This is a genomic window from Streptococcus danieliae (genome assembly GCF_009767945.1).
GTDB lineage: Bacteria > Bacillota > Bacilli > Lactobacillales > Streptococcaceae > Streptococcus > Streptococcus danieliae.
The window spans coordinates 1-18,190 of the sequence record NZ_WSRS01000032.1; the positions used below are offsets into that span (position 1 = coordinate 1).

Genomic DNA, 18,190 nt, shown 5'->3' on the forward strand with positions numbered 1-18,190 from the left:
GAATCCATTTTTATCCTTAGAACAGATTGAACGACAAGAAAAATCATCAGAAATTGCCATTGTTTTTTGGCAATTTCTGATGATTTTTTAGCTATTTACACGGAGTTGTTTGAGGTATGAATAATTTGGGATAAAAGATTGTAGTCCGTCAGCAAGAGCAAACTGAGACCCAGCAGGGGTACCCAATACTTCCGATTTTTAAGAGCAGCAAATTCTTTTGACCCATAAAAAATATCTGCAAACACCACTAAAAACAAGCCATTATAAGACATGGACAGGGTGAAAAATAAGGCCAAAGTAAGGAAGACCTCCAACATCGTTAAGCGGTCAAAAACGGAAAAAGACTGGGCCCGCTGCTGGTGGTGATAGAAAATCCCCAGCAAACCAGTGTAAAGAAAGACTGTTGCTAAGAAAACCAGACTTGGTGATTTGGGAACCGCCTCCAACTGACTCAATAGGCTATAGGCAAAACCCCTAGAAATGGCATAATGGGTCGCAAACAGATAGATCGACGCATTGTAGACCACCGCCAAAAAGTTAATCAAAACAAGAGCCCAAAAGCTATAAGCTGTACGTGTATATCCTCGCATTACTGCCATCCTTTTACAGGAAATTCCCTGCGATTCTCTCTGGTCAGCACTTGCACAGGGATCGCATAGTTCGTTTCATACTCCTGATGGGAGACCATTTGCTGGATAACTTCTGACACTTTTTGCCCCATCTGAATAGGAGACTGGGCCACTGACCCCTGCAGGGCATTTTTCAAGGGCAAAAGGGCCTTGATATCCGGTGAGCCATCGACGCCATAAATGAGCATCTGGCCAGTATAGCGCTGGTCTTCCAGCGCAGCCAAAGCACCAAGGGCTGCCCGATCATTCAACGAAACAACAACATCAAAGGAAGGACCAGCTTGCAAAGCAGCAAGCACCTGGGCCATGCTTTCCTCGGTCTGCCCCAAGGTCTCCCGCTCAGCAACCACCTTGTAGGCCGGATACTGCTCAATGGTATCCAAAAATCCCTGGATCCTCTCCCTGGCCGAAAGTGCATTCTGGTGTTTCAAGATGAGAATCTTGGCTTCTGAGACCGTTTTTAACAGATTCTCTGCCAGCAACACCCCAGCTTGGTAATTGTCCGAAACAATGGTCACATCCACCGAAGCCTCGGAACTAATCGGGCTGTCCACCACAATGATTCGGATTCCTGCAGCCTTAGCCCTGTTCAAGGAGGCAAGCACCTGTGGACTATGACTATCAACTGGATTCACGACTAACACATCTACCTGCTGCTCCACAAAAAAATCAATCTGCTGACTTTGCTTACCAGCATCCAACTCAGCATCCCTAACAAAAAACCGACTTGTTTCGACGCCCATCGTCTTTTCAATCTCTGCATTCAAGGTCTTATAAAAATCATTGTTGATAGTCATATAACTGATGCCGATTTTCAATTGTTTGTCATCCAAGTGCCTCCCTCTTTCAAATAAAAAGACCAAAAATAAGCACACCACCATTGGAAGTAGGAAATAGACAAAGCTTCGTTTGAACATATTCGGATAGCTCCCCTCGTTTGGTAAAACAACTAGCAATCGACAAAGTGACAGACCAGCCTTTTGATTTTCAAAGCGCAGATAACCTATAAATCCATTTTTCTACCATTATACTACAATTTTCACTATAAGAATATGTAGAGCAAAATAAAAGGGAGTGGGACAGAACTAATTTTTTCAAAATTAGTTCGTAGTCCCACCCCCGCAAGGTTGATTAGGTCGGGTTCGGAGTCCTCTCGGCGAGTCAGGAATTGACTCGCTGAGCCTATGATATGGACGAACATGAAATGTTCGCTATCAAGCGAACGATTGGAGTTTGCTTCGCAAAAAAGATTTGGTACTCTCTAACAGCATACAATGCTGTTAGACCCAATCAACTACTGCGTCAAAGGTATTTTGCTAATCATAAAGAGAGAGGCTAGACTTTTGTCCCAGCCTCTTTCTTCATAGTTAAGCTTGCCAATGTTTGGCTGGATCAAAGGCTTGGCCGACAGGGGTAGCCTCTGGCAATTCGATAATCCCGCGTTTTTGTGGGGCATTTGGAAGAGCCAATTCACGGGGGCTACACATCATACCAAAGCTATCCACACCTCGAAGCTGACCTGGGAAAATCAAGTTCCCCTTAGGCATCATGGCACCTGGAAGCGCCACAATCGTTTTCAAGCCCACACGCGCATTCGGAGCACCAGCCACAATTTGAACAGACGCGTCTTGCCCGATAGCAACCTGACAGATATTCAAGTGGTCACTGTCTGGATGAGCTTCCATCTCCACAATCTCACCCACCACAAAACGAGGGCTGGCAAAGTTGGCCACGCGTTCTTCAAAACCTTCGGCTTCCAACCAAGCATTCAAAACTGCAAGGTCCGCCTCCGACAGGTCCATCTGTCCGCATCCTTCCAGCTGTAAGTGCTCACTCACTTGGAAGAAATTCCAAGCCACAAGCTCCTGATTATCAACCCGACTCACACGCGCAATCGCACCTTTTTTCGTCACTTCAACAGCCTGTCCCTGAGAATCAGCAACAAGAACCATCAATACATCTCCAACACCCTGTGGATTATAGGTAAATAACATAAACTCCCTTTCTTCTCTTAGACTAACCCGTCTAGGAAAGCCTCGATTTCCTCTTTTGTTTTTCGATCTCGACTCACAAAGCGCCCCAACTCCTGTCCTTTTTCCACAACCACAAAACTCGGAATCCCATAAACATCCCATAGTTTTGCCACTTCTAAATATTGATCCCGATCAATTTGGACAAAGGTCAAATAAGGGTAGGCAGCTTCGATACTAGGCATATGCGGCTGGATAAAACGGCAGTCCCCACACCAAGCGGCGGTAAAATAACAGACAAATTTGCCGTCACCCTTCAACAAGGTCGCAAAATCTTCCACGGACTCTGGTACAATCATGATACCACCTCCTCAAAATAAAGCTGCTTACCAATCAAATAAAAACGGTAATGCCGGTCATCCTCCAAGAACACACCGCCTTCCAGATAATCACGATTGGACTGGTAGAGTTCCACATACAAGGTCTCTACGCGACCCATTTCCGAGAAAAAAGCACGCACCTTGGCCGTCATCTCCTCCTGACTCCGAACCCGCACTCGGTCTTCCCGCAACTGATAGCCCGTATAGGCTAGACCAGCTAGACCCAGAAAACCTAGCAAGCCTAAGACCGACTGACTTTTTCTTTTCATACCCATAGTCTTTATTTTATCACAAGTCTACTTGTGTTACAATTTTAGGAAAGAGTCAAAAAGGAGAAGGACATCTATGAACCAACTATTTCAAAACATCCAAGAAGTCACCCAGCTCAAGGGAATTTCCGGCCACGAGGGGGCTGTTCGCAGCTACCTGCGTAACCAACTCCAGGGTTCTGTAGATCAAATCCAGACAGACGGCCTCGGCAGCATCTTCGGCCTCAAAAAAAGCCAGGCTGCAGATGCCCCCCGCGTCCTCGTCGCAGCCCACATGGATGAAGTCGGCTTTATGGTCAGCTCCATCAAAGACGACGGCACCTTCCGTGCCGTCGAAATCGGCGGTTGGAATCCCTTGGTCGTCAGTGGCCAACGCTATACCCTTATCACTCGGCAAGGACAAGAAATCCCCCTTATCACAGCAGCCACACCGCCTCACCTTCTAAGGGCTTCAGGCTCCCAAGCCAGCCTCCCTGCAATCAGTGATATTATTTTTGACGCTGGCTTTACAGACAAGGCCGAAGCCGAGGCCTTCGGCATCCGCCCTGGGGATACCATTGTCCCAGATAGCCAAACCATCCTCACCGCTAACGGTAAAAATGTTATCTCCAAGGCTTGGGACAACCGCTACGGAATTCTCATGATTAAAGAAGCAGCCCAAGCCCTGGCTTCAGAAGCCTTTGACTACGACCTCTATCTTGGAGCCAATGTCCAAGAAGAAGTCGGCCTCCGCGGTGCTCACACCTCCACCACCCTCCTAGACCCATCCCTCTTCTTCGCGGTGGACTGCTCTCCCGCTGCTGACGTCTTCGGAGGCCAAGGTAAAATCGGGGAAGGCACCCTAATCCGCTTCTACGACCCAGGCCACCTGCTTTTACCAGCCATGAAGGACTTCCTCCTCGACACCGCTGAAAGCGCCGGCATCAAGTACCAATACTACGCTGGAGCTGGCGGTACCGATGCTGGAGCTGCCCATCTCAAAAACGGCGGTGTCCCATCGACCACCATCGGCGTCTGCGCCCGCTACATTCACTCCCACCAAACCCTCTACAGTCTTGATGACTTCCTGGAAGCCCAAGCTTTCTTACAAGCCCTTTTGAAAAATCTGGACCAAGCAACCATTGCTACCATTACCGGTTACCAAGACTAAGCAAAAAAACGAGCCTCCTAAACGGGCTCGTTTTTGCTTAGTCTTATTTTTTCAAATGGTTCAAACGTGCAAACTCCGGAATCCGTTGAAGGAAGGGAAGAACAACCATAATCAACAGAACGCGGATTGGAATTTCCAGCACCTTATAGACCCGTGATGCATAAAGGACAGCATAGGGAGTTTGGTAGTAGGTGTGAAGTAGGATAGGGGTCAATACAAAGGTCCCAATCCCCATGGTAATCACGGTCGCAAAAATGACATAAAGCCAGTCCTTCCAGTTCTGGAAGCTCAACTTCTTGCCAAAGAAGAACAATCCGTACAGGAAGCCCTGCAAGGCCTCAACGACGGTAAAACCCCAAATAAAAGAATAACCTGTATTATTCAAGAAAAAGGCCAAAATATCATACAGAATGGCCACCAAGGCTGATAACCAGGGACCTGCAATAGATCCGATTAAGACCTTGGCAATAAAGGTCACACCAACCTGCAATTGGTTGGGGATAATCGAAATGGTGAATAGATCCAAGACATAGGTCAAGGCTATCAACATGGCAAGAGTCGCCAGCAATTGCGGACTCAATTTGGGAAATGAAAATTTCATAGGAAAGCTCCTTTCTTTCTGGAGCTGTCTAACGACAGCGGATGCAATAGTCTACCGCACCAATGGTTTCGTTGTGTGGCAACATCCCATCCACACACACTTAACGCAGACTACTTACTCTGTGCCTTACGGCCTTACCAGTATACCACATTTCAAGCCAGCCCTATGGAGAGACGTTCTCCGCTTACTAAAGAAGACCAGTCGGCTTGCCGACTGGTCTTCTGATCTCTATCATATTAGGCTTTTAGACGCTCAACATCACGCGCAATCACCAATTCTTCATCGGTTGGTACAACTAGCACCTTGACTTTAGAATCAGCTGTTGAAATATCACCAACTGCACCAAAGACATTTTTACCAGGTTCCAGTTTCATACCGAACCAAGATAAGCCTTCAACAACAGCTTCCCGGACTTGATCCGAGTTTTCCCCGATACCCGCTGTGAAGATCAAAGCATCTGCTCCATTCAAAACAGCAAAGTACTGACCGATGAACTTCTTCAAACGATCTACCAACATGTCAAAAGCCAGAGTCATCTTAGCATCACCAGATGCACGACCTGCTTCAACATCCCGCATATCACTGGAAGCTTCTGCCACTCCAAGCACACCGGATTCCTTGTTCAACACATCAATTACATCTGCTGCATTCTCAAGCTCAGGCACTTGTGCCACCAAGTAAGGAATAATCGCTGGATCAATATCACCTGAACGAGTTCCCATCATTGGACCAGCCAAAGGTGTGAAGCCCATAGACGTATCCACTGACTTACCACCGTCAATAGCAGAAATCGAAATACCATTTCCGATATGAGCTGTAATCAATTTCAAATCTTCAACGGGACGTCCCAACATTTCTGCAGCCTGACGCGAAACGTAATAATGAGAAGTTCCGTGTGCTCCATACTTCCGCACCTTATAATCTTGGTAATACTTCTCTGCAATTGGATAGCGATAAGCCACCTCTGGCAAAGTTGTATGGAAGGCTGTATCAAACACAGCTACACTTGTGATGTCTGGCAAAATTTCTTTGAAGGCACGAATTCCATCCACATTGGCTGGGTTATGCAAAGGTGCCAAACTCGCCAACTCTTCAATCTTAGCCAAAACTTCATCATCAATTAGAACAGAGTCTGTAAAGTACTCACCACCCGCAACAACACGGTGGCCCACACCTGTAATCTCAGCATAATCCTGGATGATCCCGAACTTCAACAGATCTTCCAACAACAGTTTCACGGCCTGCACATGATCTACAATATCCAAAGTCTGGCTTTCAGCCCGACCATCAAACTTAACAGTAGAAATAGAATCCTTGAGACCAATCCGCTCAATAATTCCCTTAGCAAGCACCTTTTCCTCTGGCATCGCATAAAGCTGCCATTTCAAACTCGAACTACCTGCATTAATCGCAATTGTCTTAGACATAAGCTACCCCTTTTTAAAGCGTTTACATCTTTAGTATATCAGAAAATCCACCAAAAAGCCCCTAATTTGACTCCAATTTTGCTTGAAAATCTCGAATTTCTTCCGGATTGCTCAAATCATTAAAAGCAAAAACAAATGGCGTCCCCTTCTGACCAGAAAACTTCCTGAACACAAAAAGACTTTTCGCATAGGACGGATTGGCAAAAATCTTTTCTGGTAAATGTACCAACATCACCAACTCGGTTGCCGTCTGAATCCACTCCTTCAAAAGCTCACTCTGCGGACTGGTCAACAATTGAGTAGGGGCCAAGAAAATCGCATAGCCATCCGACTCCAAATACTTAACCCCCTGCTCCATCAACAAATGATGGGCATAGGTATGTTCTTTCGGACTCGCCACCTGGAAACGACTGGCAATAACATCATCTGGATAATAACCAATTGGCAAATCACTAACCACTAAATCCTTTTGGAAAACTTGACTCCGCACTGCATCCCCTTGCGAAAAGGTTAGTCCCTCGGTCCCCAAGACCTCCGCAATACTGGCTGACAGCTCGACCAAAATATCATCCAATTCAACCCCAAGATAGTCTATAGCCTTCTGACTATGCAACAAAATGGTCTCAGCCAAATTCCCCATACCACTTCCCAACTCCAAAACGCTGAGGGAATCCTTGGAGAAGAGATGGTCAATCACCAAGGTAATTAAAAATCCCAAACTATCAGGAGTCGCTTGGTGATTGGGTTGCAAGGGTTCCGTTTGCTGCCCCTTCATCATCAAATACTGAAAAGTCCGCCGCCACTCCTCGGGCGTCAACTCCAACTGACGCACTTGCTGGTTATTTGACTCCAGTACCTGCCAATCTTCTACTGGCTGCAGATAGTTAACATTCTGCTCAATAATCGCCTCATAAAAGCCCGTCTTTAACTGATTCTGAATGGTCTGGACATTCTCCAATAAAAGGCCAAAAGCCTGTTCAATCTTTTCAAAATTCATGTTCCTATGATAACACAAAAACAAGCAACGGGGCTAGTCATGGGAAGGTGCTACAAAAGAAAAGTTGTAGGAGCGACCACCAGTCAAGCGAACCTCAACCTGCCAACGCCGCTTCTCAACCTGATAACGAGCCTGCCCCTCTTGGAACTGCAACTCTCCCTTCTTACCTTGACCCTGATCCCGGCAATAAATAGCCAGGGCATAGGCCTGCTCCCGCTCCTGATAAGCCTGAAATAAACGCTCTTGGAACAGGTGCCGTTCCAAGTAGAGATTAAGAACCAGGCTAAAAACCGCTAAGAGCAACAAGGCATAGAGTAAAACCCCAGCCCGGACACGCTTAGTCCACACGATAGACCCACTCCCTTTCCTTCCCATCAGCCAGGACGGCCCGAAGTTGGACAAGACCGGATCGCTCCTCCACCTCCATCGACTGAACGCCAAACAAAAGGGTCTGGCTCCCCTGGTTCTGATTCCGCCCACCGGTCTTGCGAATTTCCGCTTGTTTGGGCCAATAGGCAATTTTTTGTCCCTTCCCCTTCTGATCCAAATAAATTTCATGATCACTGACCGCATCAAAATGCGCCTCCAGAAACTCTTGCTCCATATGAGCGGTAAAGAGCAGCCAATCCTGATTGGAAGCCCGCTCCTGGTAACGAATATCCTGAAATAAAAGCAGGGTTAGAGCCTGGAACAGTAAGCAGGAACCACTGATGACCAAAAGGGCTACCAAGGCCTCCAGCAAGGTAAAGGCCTGTAACCTAGGGTGATAGAACATGTACTTGGACAAGAATCTCCTCCCCCTCCCTCACAGTCCAAACTCGATCCCCTCGCTCCACCTGAACATCCGCCCATTCACTCAAGCCGGCTTGCAGAGCCATGTGACCTTTTTGCAGCTGCTGCTCTCTGTGTAAAAGAGCTGCTTCCCTTTTTCGCGACTGCTGAATGGCTCCTACTAACAAAGCGGTCACCAGGCTAAAAATCCATAGAGCCACTAGGGACTCCAATAAAAGATAAGCCTTCAGACTATTCTTCAGTCCGCCGTAAAATCCCATTGCCAATCCTCGCTTGATAGTGAATCGTAGTCCCACTGGCCTGATCCCGAAAAACAATCCGAGACAAGCCTGTGTGATTGCCCTTGGCAGTTAAATCCAACTGAAACTGAGAGAGTAATTCCAAGCCTTCTGGAAGAACCAGCTCACCTTGCATTCCCTTAATCCGCTTTCCTTGAAAAGACAGCTGGGCAGGCTCCTGTCGCGCCCAGGCCAAGGTCTGGGACTCGGTATAAAAATGCTCAAAGCGAATATAAAAGAGATTCTTCTCAAAAGAGTGGTAAACCTCCCTCACCCCGACCGCCAACAGACTCACTAGAAAAAGCGTAATGCCAAGTGTTAGCAGGCTTTCCAAGAGCGTAAAGGCCTTAATCGGGCACGATCCGACTTTCACCACTATGTTTTTTGTAGTAGTCCCGATAAGCATCCGCCTGCTCCTTCGTAATTTGCTTCTCCGCCACCAACTGCCCTAGATTTGGAGCTCCACTATGATTGAGTTGGTAAATTTCCGCCTGGCTCTCTACCACCTTGACAATGGCTGCATTTCCCTTTTCCCGGACCACTTCTTTTTGCTGGACCAAATTCGGGACAAACAACAATAAGAGCACCGAGATGATAAGGATGACAACTAACATTTCTATTAGAGTAAAACCTTTTAGCATGGTCTGGGTGGCTTTTTTTATCATAAGGGTACCTCCAAATTTTGATAAATCGGCAGCAACATAGCTGCATAGAGTAACAGAATCAAACAGGCTACGACCACAAAAACAAGCGGCTGAATCAAATCCATCAGTCGAAAAAGCCGATGAAAAAAATCTTCCCAGGTTTTCTTAGAATACAGGGCCAATTCCTGCCCCAAACGCGACTTAAATTCACCGTATTCAATCATCAAGGCCAACTCTGGTCGCAAAAAAGGATAGGTCCGAATCTGATGGGCCAGGGACACCCCACCATTCAAGGCCTGATCCAGATCCGCCCCCAACTCAACTAAAAAAACCGACTCCTGCCCCCGCATCAGACCCACAATCTCCGCCAGGGCCAAGCCCTGCCCAAAAAGACTGGCCCACTCACGCGCCAAACTAGCCGACAAATAAGCTTGGACGAAGCCACGTACACCAGGGCAAATCACCAACATCCGGAAAAAAACCAACCGTGGCTTGTGCCGATAGAAAGCTGCTAGACCTATAAAGACCAAAGCAAGACAAAGTCCAAAAGCTAGAAAAACCAAGGGAATCACCTGCACCATTTGAGTCCACTGATTGCCCTGGTCAATCTCCGGCAGCACATAAGACTGCAGGCCTACAATAATAACCATCAAAAAGCCTAAAAGTAACAAGGGATAGGTCCCCACCGCTACTAGCTTCCGCCGAACCTGGATCAGACTCTGCAGATGCCCCTCCAGCTGGGCCAAACTTTCCAAGATATTACCGTGCAGTTCAGCCAAAGCCAATTGACTCACAACTGTCCCCGAAAAGCCGAGCTGGCCTAAAATGCTGGAAAAGGCTTGGCCTGTCCGCATCCCTTGCCGCATCCGGTCAACCAAGACCTTGTCTAGAAGGCCACTATGATCCAAGAAATCCAAGGCTTCTCCCAAATGAAAGCCCGTCGCAAAGAGGTTATGGAAAAGTTGTACAATCTTCAACTCCTGCTGAAGCCCCAATGTATTCCGCCTGAGCTTGATCCTGGCTGATAACACCAGCCTCCAATAAATCGGTAACCTTTTGATTCCAACTAGTCGCTGGATGCTGGGCAAACTCTTTTTGGGCAACATCTACTAACCCCTTTCCTCCAATCAGGCGTTGGTAAGCCACCAGACGCAAGCTCTCTGCCAATTCTCCCGGCTCCACCTCTAGTTCTAATAAGCGGGCATAGACCCCTGGAATAGAGCGGGCATGGACGGTTGAAAAGATACTGATCCCTGTCAAGGCTGCCCGGATAACAGCCCGAGCGGTCTCTGTATCCCTGATTTCACCAATAATTAGAAGATCAGGGCGATGACGGAGGGAGAGCTTGATCAGATGGTCATAGGTCATGCCAATATCCTTGTTCAATTGCAGCTGTAAAAAAGCTGGATCCTTGATCTCGACCGGATCTTCAATGGTCAAAATCTGCCGCCCCTGAAAGCGAGTCTTGGCGAGCTGGTACATCAAGCTGGTCTTCCCACTCCCAACGGGTCCCGAAAAAAGATAGAGACCCCGTCCTTGAATAAACCGACTGAGTTGCTGGGGAGTCCAATCCCAGAAAGCTAAGGGCTGCTGGCCATCATAGAGAAGCCGAATCACCAGACTCTCCAAACCACGGTAATCGCCAACGGTCGACAGACGCAGGGATAAACAATCCTGTTCCAAGGCATAATCACAAGACCCAAGCTGACTCCGCCTCCGCTCCCCGACATTCATCCCAGCCGCAAACTTAAAATGTCCCAATAGAGCCTGGCCCTGGGCCAGATCCACCTCATCCAGCAAAACACGCTCTTCGCCCAGTCGCAGATAGATTGAATACCCCTCAACTTGGGGGACAATATAAACATCCTGAGCTCGCTCTTGGTGAGCCCTCCTCAAAATAGCCTGAGCCTTGCGTTCTACCATATCTCTCCTGCCTCCTCACTTGTTTATTCGCAAAGGACAAGGAAAAAGCCGTTGCAAGCAACGACTTTTTTCAACTATTCAATCTCGTTTTGACTCTGGCCTGTTTCCATAAATTCCTGCAGATTCTTGAAGCTAGTTTCAATCATATTAAGAGCAGCTTCATCTGTATAGGAACCAATATGCGGAGTAATCAAGACACGCGGATAGAGCTGAACCAGCTCCTCCACCAACGGATCGGGCAAGATTTGATCCCTCAAATCCTTGAAGAAGAAATCGCCTTCCCCCTCTAAAGTATCCAAACCAAGACCGGCCAATTTACCCGACCTAACCGCCTCCAGCAAGGCCTGGGCATCCTGCAACTCGCCACGCGCCGTATTGATCAAGATCGCGCCATCCTTCATCTTGGCGGTAAAGTCGCGGGTGATAAAACGGCCCTGGGCCGGAATGTAGGGAGCATGGACACTGACAATGTCACTCTCACGCAAGAGCTCCTCCAGCGAAACTTGGCGAACAAGGTCATCCACCCCTTCTTTCGGAATTGCATCATAGGCCAAGACCTCTGCCCCCAAACCCTTAAAGAGCTTGGCTGCGGTCAAACCAATCCGACCGATTCCAACTAATCCAACCTTGCAATTGCGAATCTCTCGGGAAAACATGCTGGCATCGACTCGGAAATCTTTCTGAGCCGTTTTTTGCACGGTATAGGCTGTGTTTCGCAGCAACATCATGGCTAAGGTCACAGCTAATTCCGCAATCGCATTAGGGGAGTAGAAGGGAACATAGGCTGTTTTGAGACCTAGCGCTCTAGCGTGGGCCACATCAATGTGGTTCACACCTACGGTCCGCGTCAAGACATAGTCCACACCCCATTCCTTGTAAAGATCCAGAACCTCCGCTGTCGCAAAACAGTTTCCGCGTAGGATGACTGCCTCATGCCCTTTTGCTAGGGCTGCAGTCTCCGGGGAGTTGAGATAGTCTGCTACCAAGGTCATTTCAAAGCCAAAGCTTTGATTGACCTGTTCAAAAATCGGAATTTCAACATCTCTGACACCATAACATAATACTTTCATACATCTATCCTCTTAGAAGAAGGCTTGCAGGCCGGCTCCAACAATAATCCAGAAGACAATTGCAACAATAGATAGAACGGTTCCCAAGAGGGACGCATTGCTGGCCAGCTGAGCCTCTTTGTCATATTTAATGGCATAGGCCACCGCTACGGTTGCTGGCGGGGTAGCTAGCATGATAATAATCGCCATGAAGGCTGGGTAGTCTAGGGAAACAACGGATTTCATGACCAGCATCAAAACCACAAAGATAGCTGGGACAACCACCAATTTCACCCCACTGTAGAGCCAAACGACACGGTCCTTCAAAGCCTCACCCAGACTAATGTTACCAAGGGTCATCCCAATCGCCAACCAAGCCAAAGGCGAAGCTAGTTTAGAGAGGTAATCGACTGGTTTATAGAGCCAAGGGAGGGTTTTATCAATCCGTAGAATTCCAACTGTAATTTCTTGCATATCCTTGCTACCCTCATACAAGGGAACAGTCACTGTCATTTGCGGCATCGTTTTTTGGAAAACCCAAATCAAAAGACCAACAAAGGTCGCTAGGACAATCGGATTCAAGAAAATTTGTTTGAAATTTTTCTTCTCAAACTTGACCCCACTCATACGTACCAAACCGTAAGAATAAAGGAAAACCCGGTAGGCAATATTAAAGATATTAGCATACAGGGCTCCCAGTGGACCAAGGAAACCATTAATAATCGGAATTCCAAAGAAGGTCGTAGAACCAAAAGTGGTCAAAACAGACAAGGTCGTTTGTTGATCCCCCTTAAACCGGAAAAACAAGCTCTCCCCCAGAATAATGAGAATCACATAAGCCACAAAACCAAAAACAAACACGGTCAAACCAGTGGTAAAGGTTTCGGGATTAATATTTTGCATAAAGGCTGAAAAGGCCAAGGCTGGAAGGGCAAAAGCCAAAACCACATCTGATAAAACCTTTCCGGCTTCTGGTCCAACAATATTGCGCTTTCGTGCAACATAGCCCAACAAAATAATAGCAATCGTTGAGAAAATGGCACTGAGAAAAGCATTGGACGTAATAATTTGAAACATCTTTTCCATCTAAAATCTCCTTTGTGAGTTTTTTTACAAACACTTATTATTATACCGAAAGAAGAGATGAGCTGCAAGATGTTTTGTGAAAAAAATATCAAAAAAGTCGAGTCCTAAAACTCGACTTGTAGACTATAGTACAGGCATCGAAGATACCCTAGCAGAGTCTAATGGGCTACCATTTCCTGGGCCACTTCTTGTCCGCTGAGACTAGCAGGATAGTAGGTTGGCCAATTGGTCATTTCTTCCCAGAGAGCTTCTTGGCTCTCACCACCAAAATAGAGGTGGAAATGTCCGGATTTGATTGGAGCAATCTGGTGATCACTAAATTGCATGTATTTGAAGCGACCGGCATTCGCCTCCTCTGCTTCAAACTGGAAGCGGACGCCACGATTGCCTTTTTCATAGGTAAGGACTTTATAACCTGCAGGCTTGTAGGTATAGGTTTCCTCGCCCTTATCTGTCACAAAGGTCACCTTGTTCCCTTTAATCTTGATTTGGTTCACATCAGTTTGGTAACCGATTTGGTAGTAGTCCTTGTACTCCTGGGCAGTCTTATCTCCCTTTTTCTTGGCCTTGTAGTCAAAGACTTGATCCAACTGGCCTGATTCTAGATAGGGATAAACTGACTGCCAGTCACCTTCCCAGTCCGCCAGGGCCCGGTCCTTGATGGCCTTGTCTTCAAAGTAGCCGTTGGCAACCGTCTTCTCAGTCACAGCTTCAGTAGCCTTGGGTTTCATTGCATCCTTGAAACCGGCAACTAATTGTTCCAAATTTTCCTCCATCAGGCTGATATAGGACGCTCCTTGATCCAGTTCCTTTTGAGGGACTCCTTCCAAGGTGTGAAGCTGGCCGACTGCAACACCGGCCTCAGAAGCCAGGGTTTGGGCTAATTTATTGGAAGAGGTGGATTCGACATAAATACGTTTGATCCCTGCTTCCTTGACCTGGTCAGTCAACTCTTGGATTCGTTTCAAGGAGGCCTCTTCTTCTGTTGAAAGGCCAACAATGGACTCCTGTTGGAGCTGGTAGTCAAAGGCCAGGTAATTGAAGGCTGTATGCTGGGTCAAGAAGGTGTAGCCCTGATAAACTGCCAATTTTTCTTGATAGGTCTTATCCAACTGCTCCAATTCCTTCAGATAAGCCGCCGCATTTTTTTCAAAGCTAGCAGCCTGATCAGGGTAACGTTCCATCAATTGATCTCGTAGAGAAGCGACTAGAAGTTTTGCCCGATAAGGAGAGAGCCAGAGGTGGGGATCCAAGGTATGCTCGTGGTCCTCAGCCCCGTGATCATGGTCATGATCCGTTTCCTGACCTGGCAACAGAATCAAGTCCTTGCTGGCCTGAATCGTCCGATCAGCCTCCAAGACCCCGGTCTTCTCTAGATCTGGTACCCACATTTCCATATTGGGATCCAAATACAGGAAGGAAGACGCTTCTTGCAGACGGCTGATATCCTTAGCCGATGGTTCATAGCCGTGCACCTCTGTACCCGCTGAAACTAACAGTTGCACATCTGCCTCATCACCAACAATTTTTTTGGTAAATTCATAGATGGGATAAAAACTGGTTACCAGTTGCAGATCCTTTTTGGACCCTTGGGACTGGCAAGCGGTTAAGAAAAGGACAAGTCCTAAGAGGAGGACGGCAAATCCCTTTTTACATTTTTTCATAAGAGCCTACTTTCTCTTCAGTAGCGTCACCCCCATAAAAATGGCGATGAAAATTAAGGTGATACTGGCGCTGGCGGGACTTTCCCAATAATAGGAAAGAAAGAGTCCTGCGACCATTCCCACCAGGCCAATCAAACAGGAGAGCCAGAGGACCGATTGGAAGTGACGGCCCAGACGCAAAGCAATGCTGGCTGGGAGAATCATGATGGTTGAGACCAACAGAGCTCCAGCAGCAGGAATCATTAGGGCAATCGCAACCCCACTCATGATATTAAAGGCAATGGACAGAGCACGAGTCGGAATCCCGTCCACCTGAGCCGTATCTTCATCAAAGGTCAGCAGATACAGTGGTCGGTAGGCCAGCACCAAAAATAGTAAGACTAGCGCCGCAATCGCAAACAAGCCCAAGACCTGCTCCCAGGAAATGGTCACAATGGAGCCATAGAGGTACTGCTCTAGACTCATGGTCTGGCCACCACCAGCCTGGCTCATCACCACCATAGCAATAGCCAAACCAGCAGCCATCAGAATCACCGTCCCCACTTCCAAATAGGAAGCATAGACAGTCCGCAAGTATTCCAAGAAAACCGCGGCTAAAATTACCACCACCAAGGTCATCCAGGTCGGAGACAGACCTAAGAGCAGCCCCAAGGCCACCCCGGCTAGGGAAATATGACTCAAGGTATCACTCATCAAGCTCTGACGCCGCAGAATTAAGAAAACCCCAAGGGCTGGTGAGAACAGACTCATGGCCACAATCGCCAGCAGGGCCCGTTGGAAAAAGGCATAATCGAATAAACTCATGCGCCTGTCTCCTCTCCCTGGTGCAACTGGAAGCAACGCCAAGGCGAATCCTGTTTCCGCAACAAATGAATATTGCGGTCAGCATAGTCCGCAACCTCCTCAGGATCATGGGTCACCATCAAAACAGCCTTGCCATGTTTATGGGCCGAATGGTGCATGAGCTCATAAAAATCATCCTTCGAAACAGCATCCATCCCCGTTGTCGGCTCATCTAAAATAAAGAAGTCCGGATCAGAGGCGAACATCCGCGCCAAGGCCAACCGTTGCTTCTGACCACCCGAAAGAGCCCCAATAAAGTTCTTTCGTTGCTCCCACAAGCCAACAGCTTCCAAACTAACCTGAACATGCTCCTGGTCATGTTCCGTCAACCGTTTCCACCAAGACTTACGCGGATAACGGCCCGAAGCCACAAACTCCTCCACCGTTGAGGGAAAACCTGAATTAAAACTAGCCACAGTCTGGGGTAGATAGGCAATCCGCAAAGGCTGACCATCCCGGTTGACACTAGCCCGCTCGACACTCCCCTGGCTGGCTCTTAAAAGCCCCAGACTAGCTTTAAGCAGGGTCGACTTGGCAGCCCCATTTTCTCCTGTCAGGGTCACAAATTCCCCCGCATCAATGTGATAAGACACCCCCTCCAAAACGGGTTCCTTATCGTAATAAAAGGTCAAATCCTTGACCGTCAAATAGCGCATTTATTCCATCTCCTTCGCTAATTCTTTCAGAAATCTTGCAATCACTGCTTGCTCTTGATCTGAAAAACCTTGTACCATTTTCTGTAAAGCCTGACTGGTACGCTCATGGTGCTGAGCATGCTCCTCGGCTACCGCCTTTCCTGCTTTGGTTAATTGAAAATAAACCAGTCGACCATCCTGCTGATCTCTTTTGGTTTCCAACAAGCCTTCCTTACTCAGTAGTTTTGTTGCCTTGGTCATGGCCGCCTGGGAAAGGCCTAGCTCTTTTGCCAGGCTGGAATTGGTTAAGGGCTTTTGGACTAACACCATTAAGATATGTTCCTGGGTGTTGGTCAGGTGGATGGGACTCTGGCAATCCCCTAGCAGAAGCTCATGCTGGTGTTCTGCTTTTTTCAAAACCAAATCCAAAACCCGACTAATCTCACTTCCTAACATGGCATCTCCTTAACTGATTAATCATTTACCGGTTAATTATATCGCGAAAAAAAGATAGAGTCAAGACTGACTCTATAACATTCTGACACGATAAACTTCTTTACAAAAGCCTTTGACGGAATTGACCACCCGCCGCGCTACTTTATCACTAGAACAAAGGGCAAAAACGGTTGGACCACTACCACTCATCAGGGTCGCATCTGCTCCGGAGGCTGCCACACAGTTTTTGATCTTTTGGATCATGGGCTTCCGAGCAATACTGATATCTTCCAGGGAATTTCCAAGCTTGCTCACCAGCTGTTTATAATCTCCCTCATTAATGGCTTGGCAGAGAGCAGGGATATCCACCGAACGAATCTTCTCCATCTCCACCTCCGAGAAAATCGAAGTTGTCGACAAACCAAAAGGAGGCTTGATTAAGACAACCCAAACCTTAGGAGCTGGTGCCAGGGGATGAACTTCCTCCCCACGACCGGTCACATAGGCACAGCCTGAGTGAACACAATACGGAACATCTGAGCCAACCTGCGCCCCAATCTCCGCTAACTGATCCAAACTATAGTTCAAGTCCCATAGTTGGTTCAAGGCACGTAGAGTTGCCGCCGCATCACTGGATCCACCCGCTAAACCAGCCGATCTAGGGATTCGCTTATCGATGATAATATGAATGCCACGATCCTGCAAACCCGCAGCTTCCCGCAGATAAAAGGCTGCCTTATAGGCATGGTTTTTCGGATTCAACGGTATCTTGCTACACGAGGATTCCAAGGTAATCTGGTTATCCTCCCGTTCTCGAACAGTAATATAATCATTTAAATCAACACTGGCCATGACCATCTCTAACTCGTGGTAACCATCTTCTCGCTTCCCACGAATATCTAAACCGAGATTAATCTTAGCCGGTGCCTTCTCAACAATTTCTTTCATACATGCCATTTTATCAAAAGATAGGCTGAGAGAAAAGGGAGAACCATTGAAAGCAGAAAAGGGGTTCTATAATAAGTTGTGTGGAAAGCTTGCTCTCCATGCAACTTTTTTTGTAATTCAGAGTGCAAAAAAAAAAGCAATTCCTAGTAAACTGATAAGTGAAAAAAAACATCAGAATAGGAATTGCTTCATATGGACTATGTTACTCAAAAATTACTCGGAATTCAAAACCTAAACATTACTTTTAGAGAAAATTGGCTTACTTTTCGTAAAGATAAGCGAAATCGTCTTGCCCAAATCATTGAAGGTTCTTTGGAAAAACGTCCAAGCTGTTGCCCCTCCTGTGGAGTTATCTGGGAATCTACTAAAGATGTCTATGCCCATGGTACCACTCCTAAAAAGCGTCAAATTCAGCTAACAGAAATCGATAATAAGCCTGTTTATCTAGAATTAACAGTCCGTCGTTTCAA

23 protein-coding genes, 1 pseudogene and 1 riboswitch are annotated in these 18,190 nt (G+C 47.2%); of the genes and pseudogenes, 2 read left to right on the forward strand and 22 right to left on the reverse strand.

Going from position 1 to position 18,190, the window contains the following annotated elements:
- Nucleotides 1-95 precede the first annotated feature (95 nt).
- The 5 genes from E5983_RS04535 to E5983_RS04555 form a co-directional block, all read right to left on the reverse strand.
- Nucleotides 96-590 (reverse strand): hypothetical protein, encoded by a 495-nt coding sequence (locus tag E5983_RS04535; RefSeq protein ID WP_160332727.1) that lies wholly within the window; start codon nucleotides 588-590, stop codon nucleotides 96-98.
- Nucleotides 590-1,546, reverse strand: coding sequence for a substrate-binding domain-containing protein (locus E5983_RS04540; RefSeq protein WP_160332728.1), 957 nt, complete (start codon nucleotides 1,544-1,546; stop codon nucleotides 590-592). Before E5983_RS04540 ends, E5983_RS04535 begins: the two co-directional genes overlap by 1 nt.
- A gap of 450 nt (nucleotides 1,547-1,996) precedes the next feature.
- Nucleotides 1,997-2,623 carry a YtpR family tRNA-binding protein gene (gene ytpR / locus E5983_RS04545; RefSeq protein ID WP_160332729.1) on the reverse strand — a complete coding sequence of 209 codons (627 nt, stop codon included), beginning with the start codon at nucleotides 2,621-2,623 and terminating at the stop codon, nucleotides 1,997-1,999.
- A 17-nt stretch (nucleotides 2,624-2,640) separates the two neighbouring features.
- Nucleotides 2,641-2,958 (reverse strand): thioredoxin family protein, encoded by a 318-nt coding sequence (locus E5983_RS04550; protein ID WP_160332730.1) that lies wholly within the window; start codon nucleotides 2,956-2,958, stop codon nucleotides 2,641-2,643.
- Nucleotides 2,955-3,248, reverse strand: coding sequence for a DUF4651 domain-containing protein (locus tag E5983_RS04555; RefSeq protein WP_160332731.1), 294 nt, complete (start codon nucleotides 3,246-3,248; stop codon nucleotides 2,955-2,957). The genes E5983_RS04550 and E5983_RS04555 overlap by 4 nt, the downstream gene beginning before the upstream one ends.
- Before the next feature lie 76 nt (nucleotides 3,249-3,324).
- On the opposite strand from E5983_RS04555, the gene pepA reads away from it, so the two are divergent.
- Nucleotides 3,325-4,398 (forward strand): glutamyl aminopeptidase, encoded by a 1,074-nt coding sequence (gene pepA / locus E5983_RS04560; protein ID WP_160332732.1) that lies wholly within the window; start codon nucleotides 3,325-3,327, stop codon nucleotides 4,396-4,398.
- A gap of 43 nt (nucleotides 4,399-4,441) precedes the next feature.
- Here the strand turns inward: pepA and E5983_RS04565 are convergent, their stop codons facing one another.
- The 17 genes from E5983_RS04565 to ispE all read right to left on the reverse strand — a co-directional run bounded on the left by E5983_RS04565 (nucleotide 4,442) and on the right by ispE (nucleotide 17,720).
- Nucleotides 4,442-4,999, reverse strand: a complete 558-nt coding sequence (locus tag E5983_RS04565) for a folate family ECF transporter S component (protein ID WP_160332733.1) — start codon at nucleotides 4,997-4,999, stop codon at nucleotides 4,442-4,444.
- Between the two features lie 33 nt (nucleotides 5,000-5,032).
- Nucleotides 5,033-5,123: riboswitch (THF riboswitch) on the reverse strand.
- A 112-nt stretch (nucleotides 5,124-5,235) separates the two neighbouring features.
- Nucleotides 5,236-6,426: an acetate kinase gene (locus E5983_RS04570; RefSeq protein WP_160332734.1), complete on the reverse strand. Its 1,191-nt coding sequence runs from the start codon at nucleotides 6,424-6,426 to the stop codon at nucleotides 5,236-5,238.
- A 61-nt stretch (nucleotides 6,427-6,487) separates the two neighbouring features.
- On the reverse strand, nucleotides 6,488-7,423 hold the full coding sequence (locus E5983_RS04575; RefSeq protein WP_160332735.1) for a class I SAM-dependent methyltransferase: 936 nt from the start codon (nucleotides 7,421-7,423) through the stop codon (nucleotides 6,488-6,490).
- 33 nt (nucleotides 7,424-7,456) lie between these two features.
- On the reverse strand, nucleotides 7,457-7,771 hold the full coding sequence (comGG, locus tag E5983_RS04580) for a competence type IV pilus minor pilin ComGG (protein ID WP_160332736.1): 315 nt from the start codon (nucleotides 7,769-7,771) through the stop codon (nucleotides 7,457-7,459).
- Nucleotides 7,761-8,210 (reverse strand): competence type IV pilus minor pilin ComGF, encoded by a 450-nt coding sequence (comGF, locus tag E5983_RS04585; RefSeq protein WP_160332737.1) that lies wholly within the window; start codon nucleotides 8,208-8,210, stop codon nucleotides 7,761-7,763. Before comGF ends, comGG begins: the two co-directional genes overlap by 11 nt.
- Nucleotides 8,182-8,475 (reverse strand): competence type IV pilus minor pilin ComGE, encoded by a 294-nt coding sequence (gene comGE / locus E5983_RS04590; protein ID WP_228099572.1) that lies wholly within the window; start codon nucleotides 8,473-8,475, stop codon nucleotides 8,182-8,184. The genes comGF and comGE overlap by 29 nt, the downstream gene beginning before the upstream one ends.
- Nucleotides 8,447-8,866 (reverse strand): competence type IV pilus minor pilin ComGD, encoded by a 420-nt coding sequence (gene comGD / locus E5983_RS04595; protein ID WP_160332739.1) that lies wholly within the window; start codon nucleotides 8,864-8,866, stop codon nucleotides 8,447-8,449. Before comGD ends, comGE begins: the two co-directional genes overlap by 29 nt.
- Complete coding sequence (comGC, locus tag E5983_RS04600) at nucleotides 8,841-9,158, reverse strand: competence type IV pilus major pilin ComGC (RefSeq protein WP_160332740.1); 318 nt, start codon at nucleotides 9,156-9,158, stop codon at nucleotides 8,841-8,843. Before comGC ends, comGD begins: the two co-directional genes overlap by 26 nt.
- Nucleotides 9,155-10,114: a competence type IV pilus assembly protein ComGB gene (gene comGB / locus E5983_RS04605; protein ID WP_269148528.1), complete on the reverse strand. Its 960-nt coding sequence runs from the start codon at nucleotides 10,112-10,114 to the stop codon at nucleotides 9,155-9,157. The genes comGC and comGB overlap by 4 nt, the downstream gene beginning before the upstream one ends.
- Nucleotides 10,089-11,060 carry a competence type IV pilus ATPase ComGA gene (gene comGA, locus E5983_RS04610; RefSeq protein ID WP_160332742.1) on the reverse strand — a complete coding sequence of 324 codons (972 nt, stop codon included), beginning with the start codon at nucleotides 11,058-11,060 and terminating at the stop codon, nucleotides 10,089-10,091. Before comGA ends, comGB begins: the two co-directional genes overlap by 26 nt.
- Nucleotides 11,061-11,134: 74 nt before the next feature.
- The gene (locus tag E5983_RS04615) at nucleotides 11,135-12,130 is read right to left on the reverse strand and encodes a 2-hydroxyacid dehydrogenase (RefSeq protein ID WP_160332743.1); all 996 of its coding nucleotides are present in this window, start codon (nucleotides 12,128-12,130) and stop codon (nucleotides 11,135-11,137) included.
- 12 nt (nucleotides 12,131-12,142) lie between these two features.
- Complete coding sequence (locus E5983_RS04620; RefSeq protein WP_160332744.1) at nucleotides 12,143-13,195, reverse strand: AEC family transporter; 1,053 nt, start codon at nucleotides 13,193-13,195, stop codon at nucleotides 12,143-12,145.
- Nucleotides 13,196-13,353: 158 nt separating this feature from the next.
- Nucleotides 13,354-14,859: a metal ABC transporter solute-binding protein, Zn/Mn family gene (locus E5983_RS04625; RefSeq protein WP_160332745.1), complete on the reverse strand. Its 1,506-nt coding sequence runs from the start codon at nucleotides 14,857-14,859 to the stop codon at nucleotides 13,354-13,356.
- Between the two features lie 6 nt (nucleotides 14,860-14,865).
- A complete protein-coding gene (locus E5983_RS04630; RefSeq protein WP_160332746.1) occupies nucleotides 14,866-15,663 on the reverse strand; it encodes an iron chelate uptake ABC transporter family permease subunit in 798 nt (265 codons plus the stop codon).
- The gene (locus E5983_RS04635; RefSeq protein ID WP_160332747.1) at nucleotides 15,660-16,358 is read right to left on the reverse strand and encodes a metal ABC transporter ATP-binding protein; all 699 of its coding nucleotides are present in this window, start codon (nucleotides 16,356-16,358) and stop codon (nucleotides 15,660-15,662) included. Before E5983_RS04635 ends, E5983_RS04630 begins: the two co-directional genes overlap by 4 nt.
- The gene (locus E5983_RS04640) at nucleotides 16,359-16,793 is read right to left on the reverse strand and encodes a zinc-dependent MarR family transcriptional regulator (protein ID WP_160332748.1); all 435 of its coding nucleotides are present in this window, start codon (nucleotides 16,791-16,793) and stop codon (nucleotides 16,359-16,361) included.
- A 72-nt stretch (nucleotides 16,794-16,865) separates the two neighbouring features.
- A complete protein-coding gene (ispE, locus tag E5983_RS04645) occupies nucleotides 16,866-17,720 on the reverse strand; it encodes a 4-(cytidine 5'-diphospho)-2-C-methyl-D-erythritol kinase (protein WP_160332749.1) in 855 nt (284 codons plus the stop codon).
- Between the two features lie 192 nt (nucleotides 17,721-17,912).
- Here ispE and E5983_RS04650 point away from each other — a divergent pair.
- Nucleotides 17,913-18,190 (forward strand): annotated as a pseudogene (locus E5983_RS04650) (transposase family protein); the annotation flags it as partial.

What these genes read in the sequence shown, in the direction of transcription:
- E5983_RS04535 (WP_160332727.1), bottom strand. Translation starts at nt 590, where the DNA reads ATGCGAGGATATACACGTACAGCTTATAGCTTTTGGGCTCTTGTTTTG.
- E5983_RS04540 (WP_160332728.1), bottom strand. Translation starts at nt 1,546, where the DNA reads ATGTTCAAACGAAGCTTTGTCTATTTCCTACTTCCAATGGTGGTGTGC.
- ytpR (WP_160332729.1), bottom strand. Translation starts at nt 2,623, where the DNA reads ATGTTATTTACCTATAATCCACAGGGTGTTGGAGATGTATTGATGGTT.
- E5983_RS04550 (WP_160332730.1), bottom strand. Translation starts at nt 2,958, where the DNA reads ATGATTGTACCAGAGTCCGTGGAAGATTTTGCGACCTTGTTGAAGGGT.
- E5983_RS04555 (WP_160332731.1), bottom strand. Translation starts at nt 3,248, where the DNA reads ATGAAAAGAAAAAGTCAGTCGGTCTTAGGCTTGCTAGGTTTTCTGGGT.
- pepA (WP_160332732.1), top strand. Translation starts at nt 3,325, where the DNA reads ATGAACCAACTATTTCAAAACATCCAAGAAGTCACCCAGCTCAAGGGA.
- E5983_RS04565 (WP_160332733.1), bottom strand. Translation starts at nt 4,999, where the DNA reads ATGAAATTTTCATTTCCCAAATTGAGTCCGCAATTGCTGGCGACTCTT.
- E5983_RS04570 (WP_160332734.1), bottom strand. Translation starts at nt 6,426, where the DNA reads ATGTCTAAGACAATTGCGATTAATGCAGGTAGTTCGAGTTTGAAATGG.
- E5983_RS04575 (WP_160332735.1), bottom strand. Translation starts at nt 7,423, where the DNA reads ATGAATTTTGAAAAGATTGAACAGGCTTTTGGCCTTTTATTGGAGAAT.
- comGE (WP_228099572.1), bottom strand. Translation starts at nt 8,475, where the DNA reads ATGGGATTTTACGGCGGACTGAAGAATAGTCTGAAGGCTTATCTTTTA.
- comGC (WP_160332740.1), bottom strand. Translation starts at nt 9,158, where the DNA reads ATGATAAAAAAAGCCACCCAGACCATGCTAAAAGGTTTTACTCTAATA.
- comGA (WP_160332742.1), bottom strand. Translation starts at nt 11,060, where the DNA reads ATGGTAGAACGCAAGGCTCAGGCTATTTTGAGGAGGGCTCACCAAGAG.
- E5983_RS04615 (WP_160332743.1), bottom strand. Translation starts at nt 12,130, where the DNA reads ATGAAAGTATTATGTTATGGTGTCAGAGATGTTGAAATTCCGATTTTT.
- E5983_RS04620 (WP_160332744.1), bottom strand. Translation starts at nt 13,195, where the DNA reads ATGGAAAAGATGTTTCAAATTATTACGTCCAATGCTTTTCTCAGTGCC.
- E5983_RS04625 (WP_160332745.1), bottom strand. Translation starts at nt 14,859, where the DNA reads ATGAAAAAATGTAAAAAGGGATTTGCCGTCCTCCTCTTAGGACTTGTC.
- E5983_RS04630 (WP_160332746.1), bottom strand. Translation starts at nt 15,663, where the DNA reads ATGAGTTTATTCGATTATGCCTTTTTCCAACGGGCCCTGCTGGCGATT.
- E5983_RS04635 (WP_160332747.1), bottom strand. Translation starts at nt 16,358, where the DNA reads ATGCGCTATTTGACGGTCAAGGATTTGACCTTTTATTACGATAAGGAA.
- E5983_RS04640 (WP_160332748.1), bottom strand. Translation starts at nt 16,793, where the DNA reads ATGTTAGGAAGTGAGATTAGTCGGGTTTTGGATTTGGTTTTGAAAAAA.
- ispE (WP_160332749.1), bottom strand. Translation starts at nt 17,720, where the DNA reads ATGAAAGAAATTGTTGAGAAGGCACCGGCTAAGATTAATCTCGGTTTA.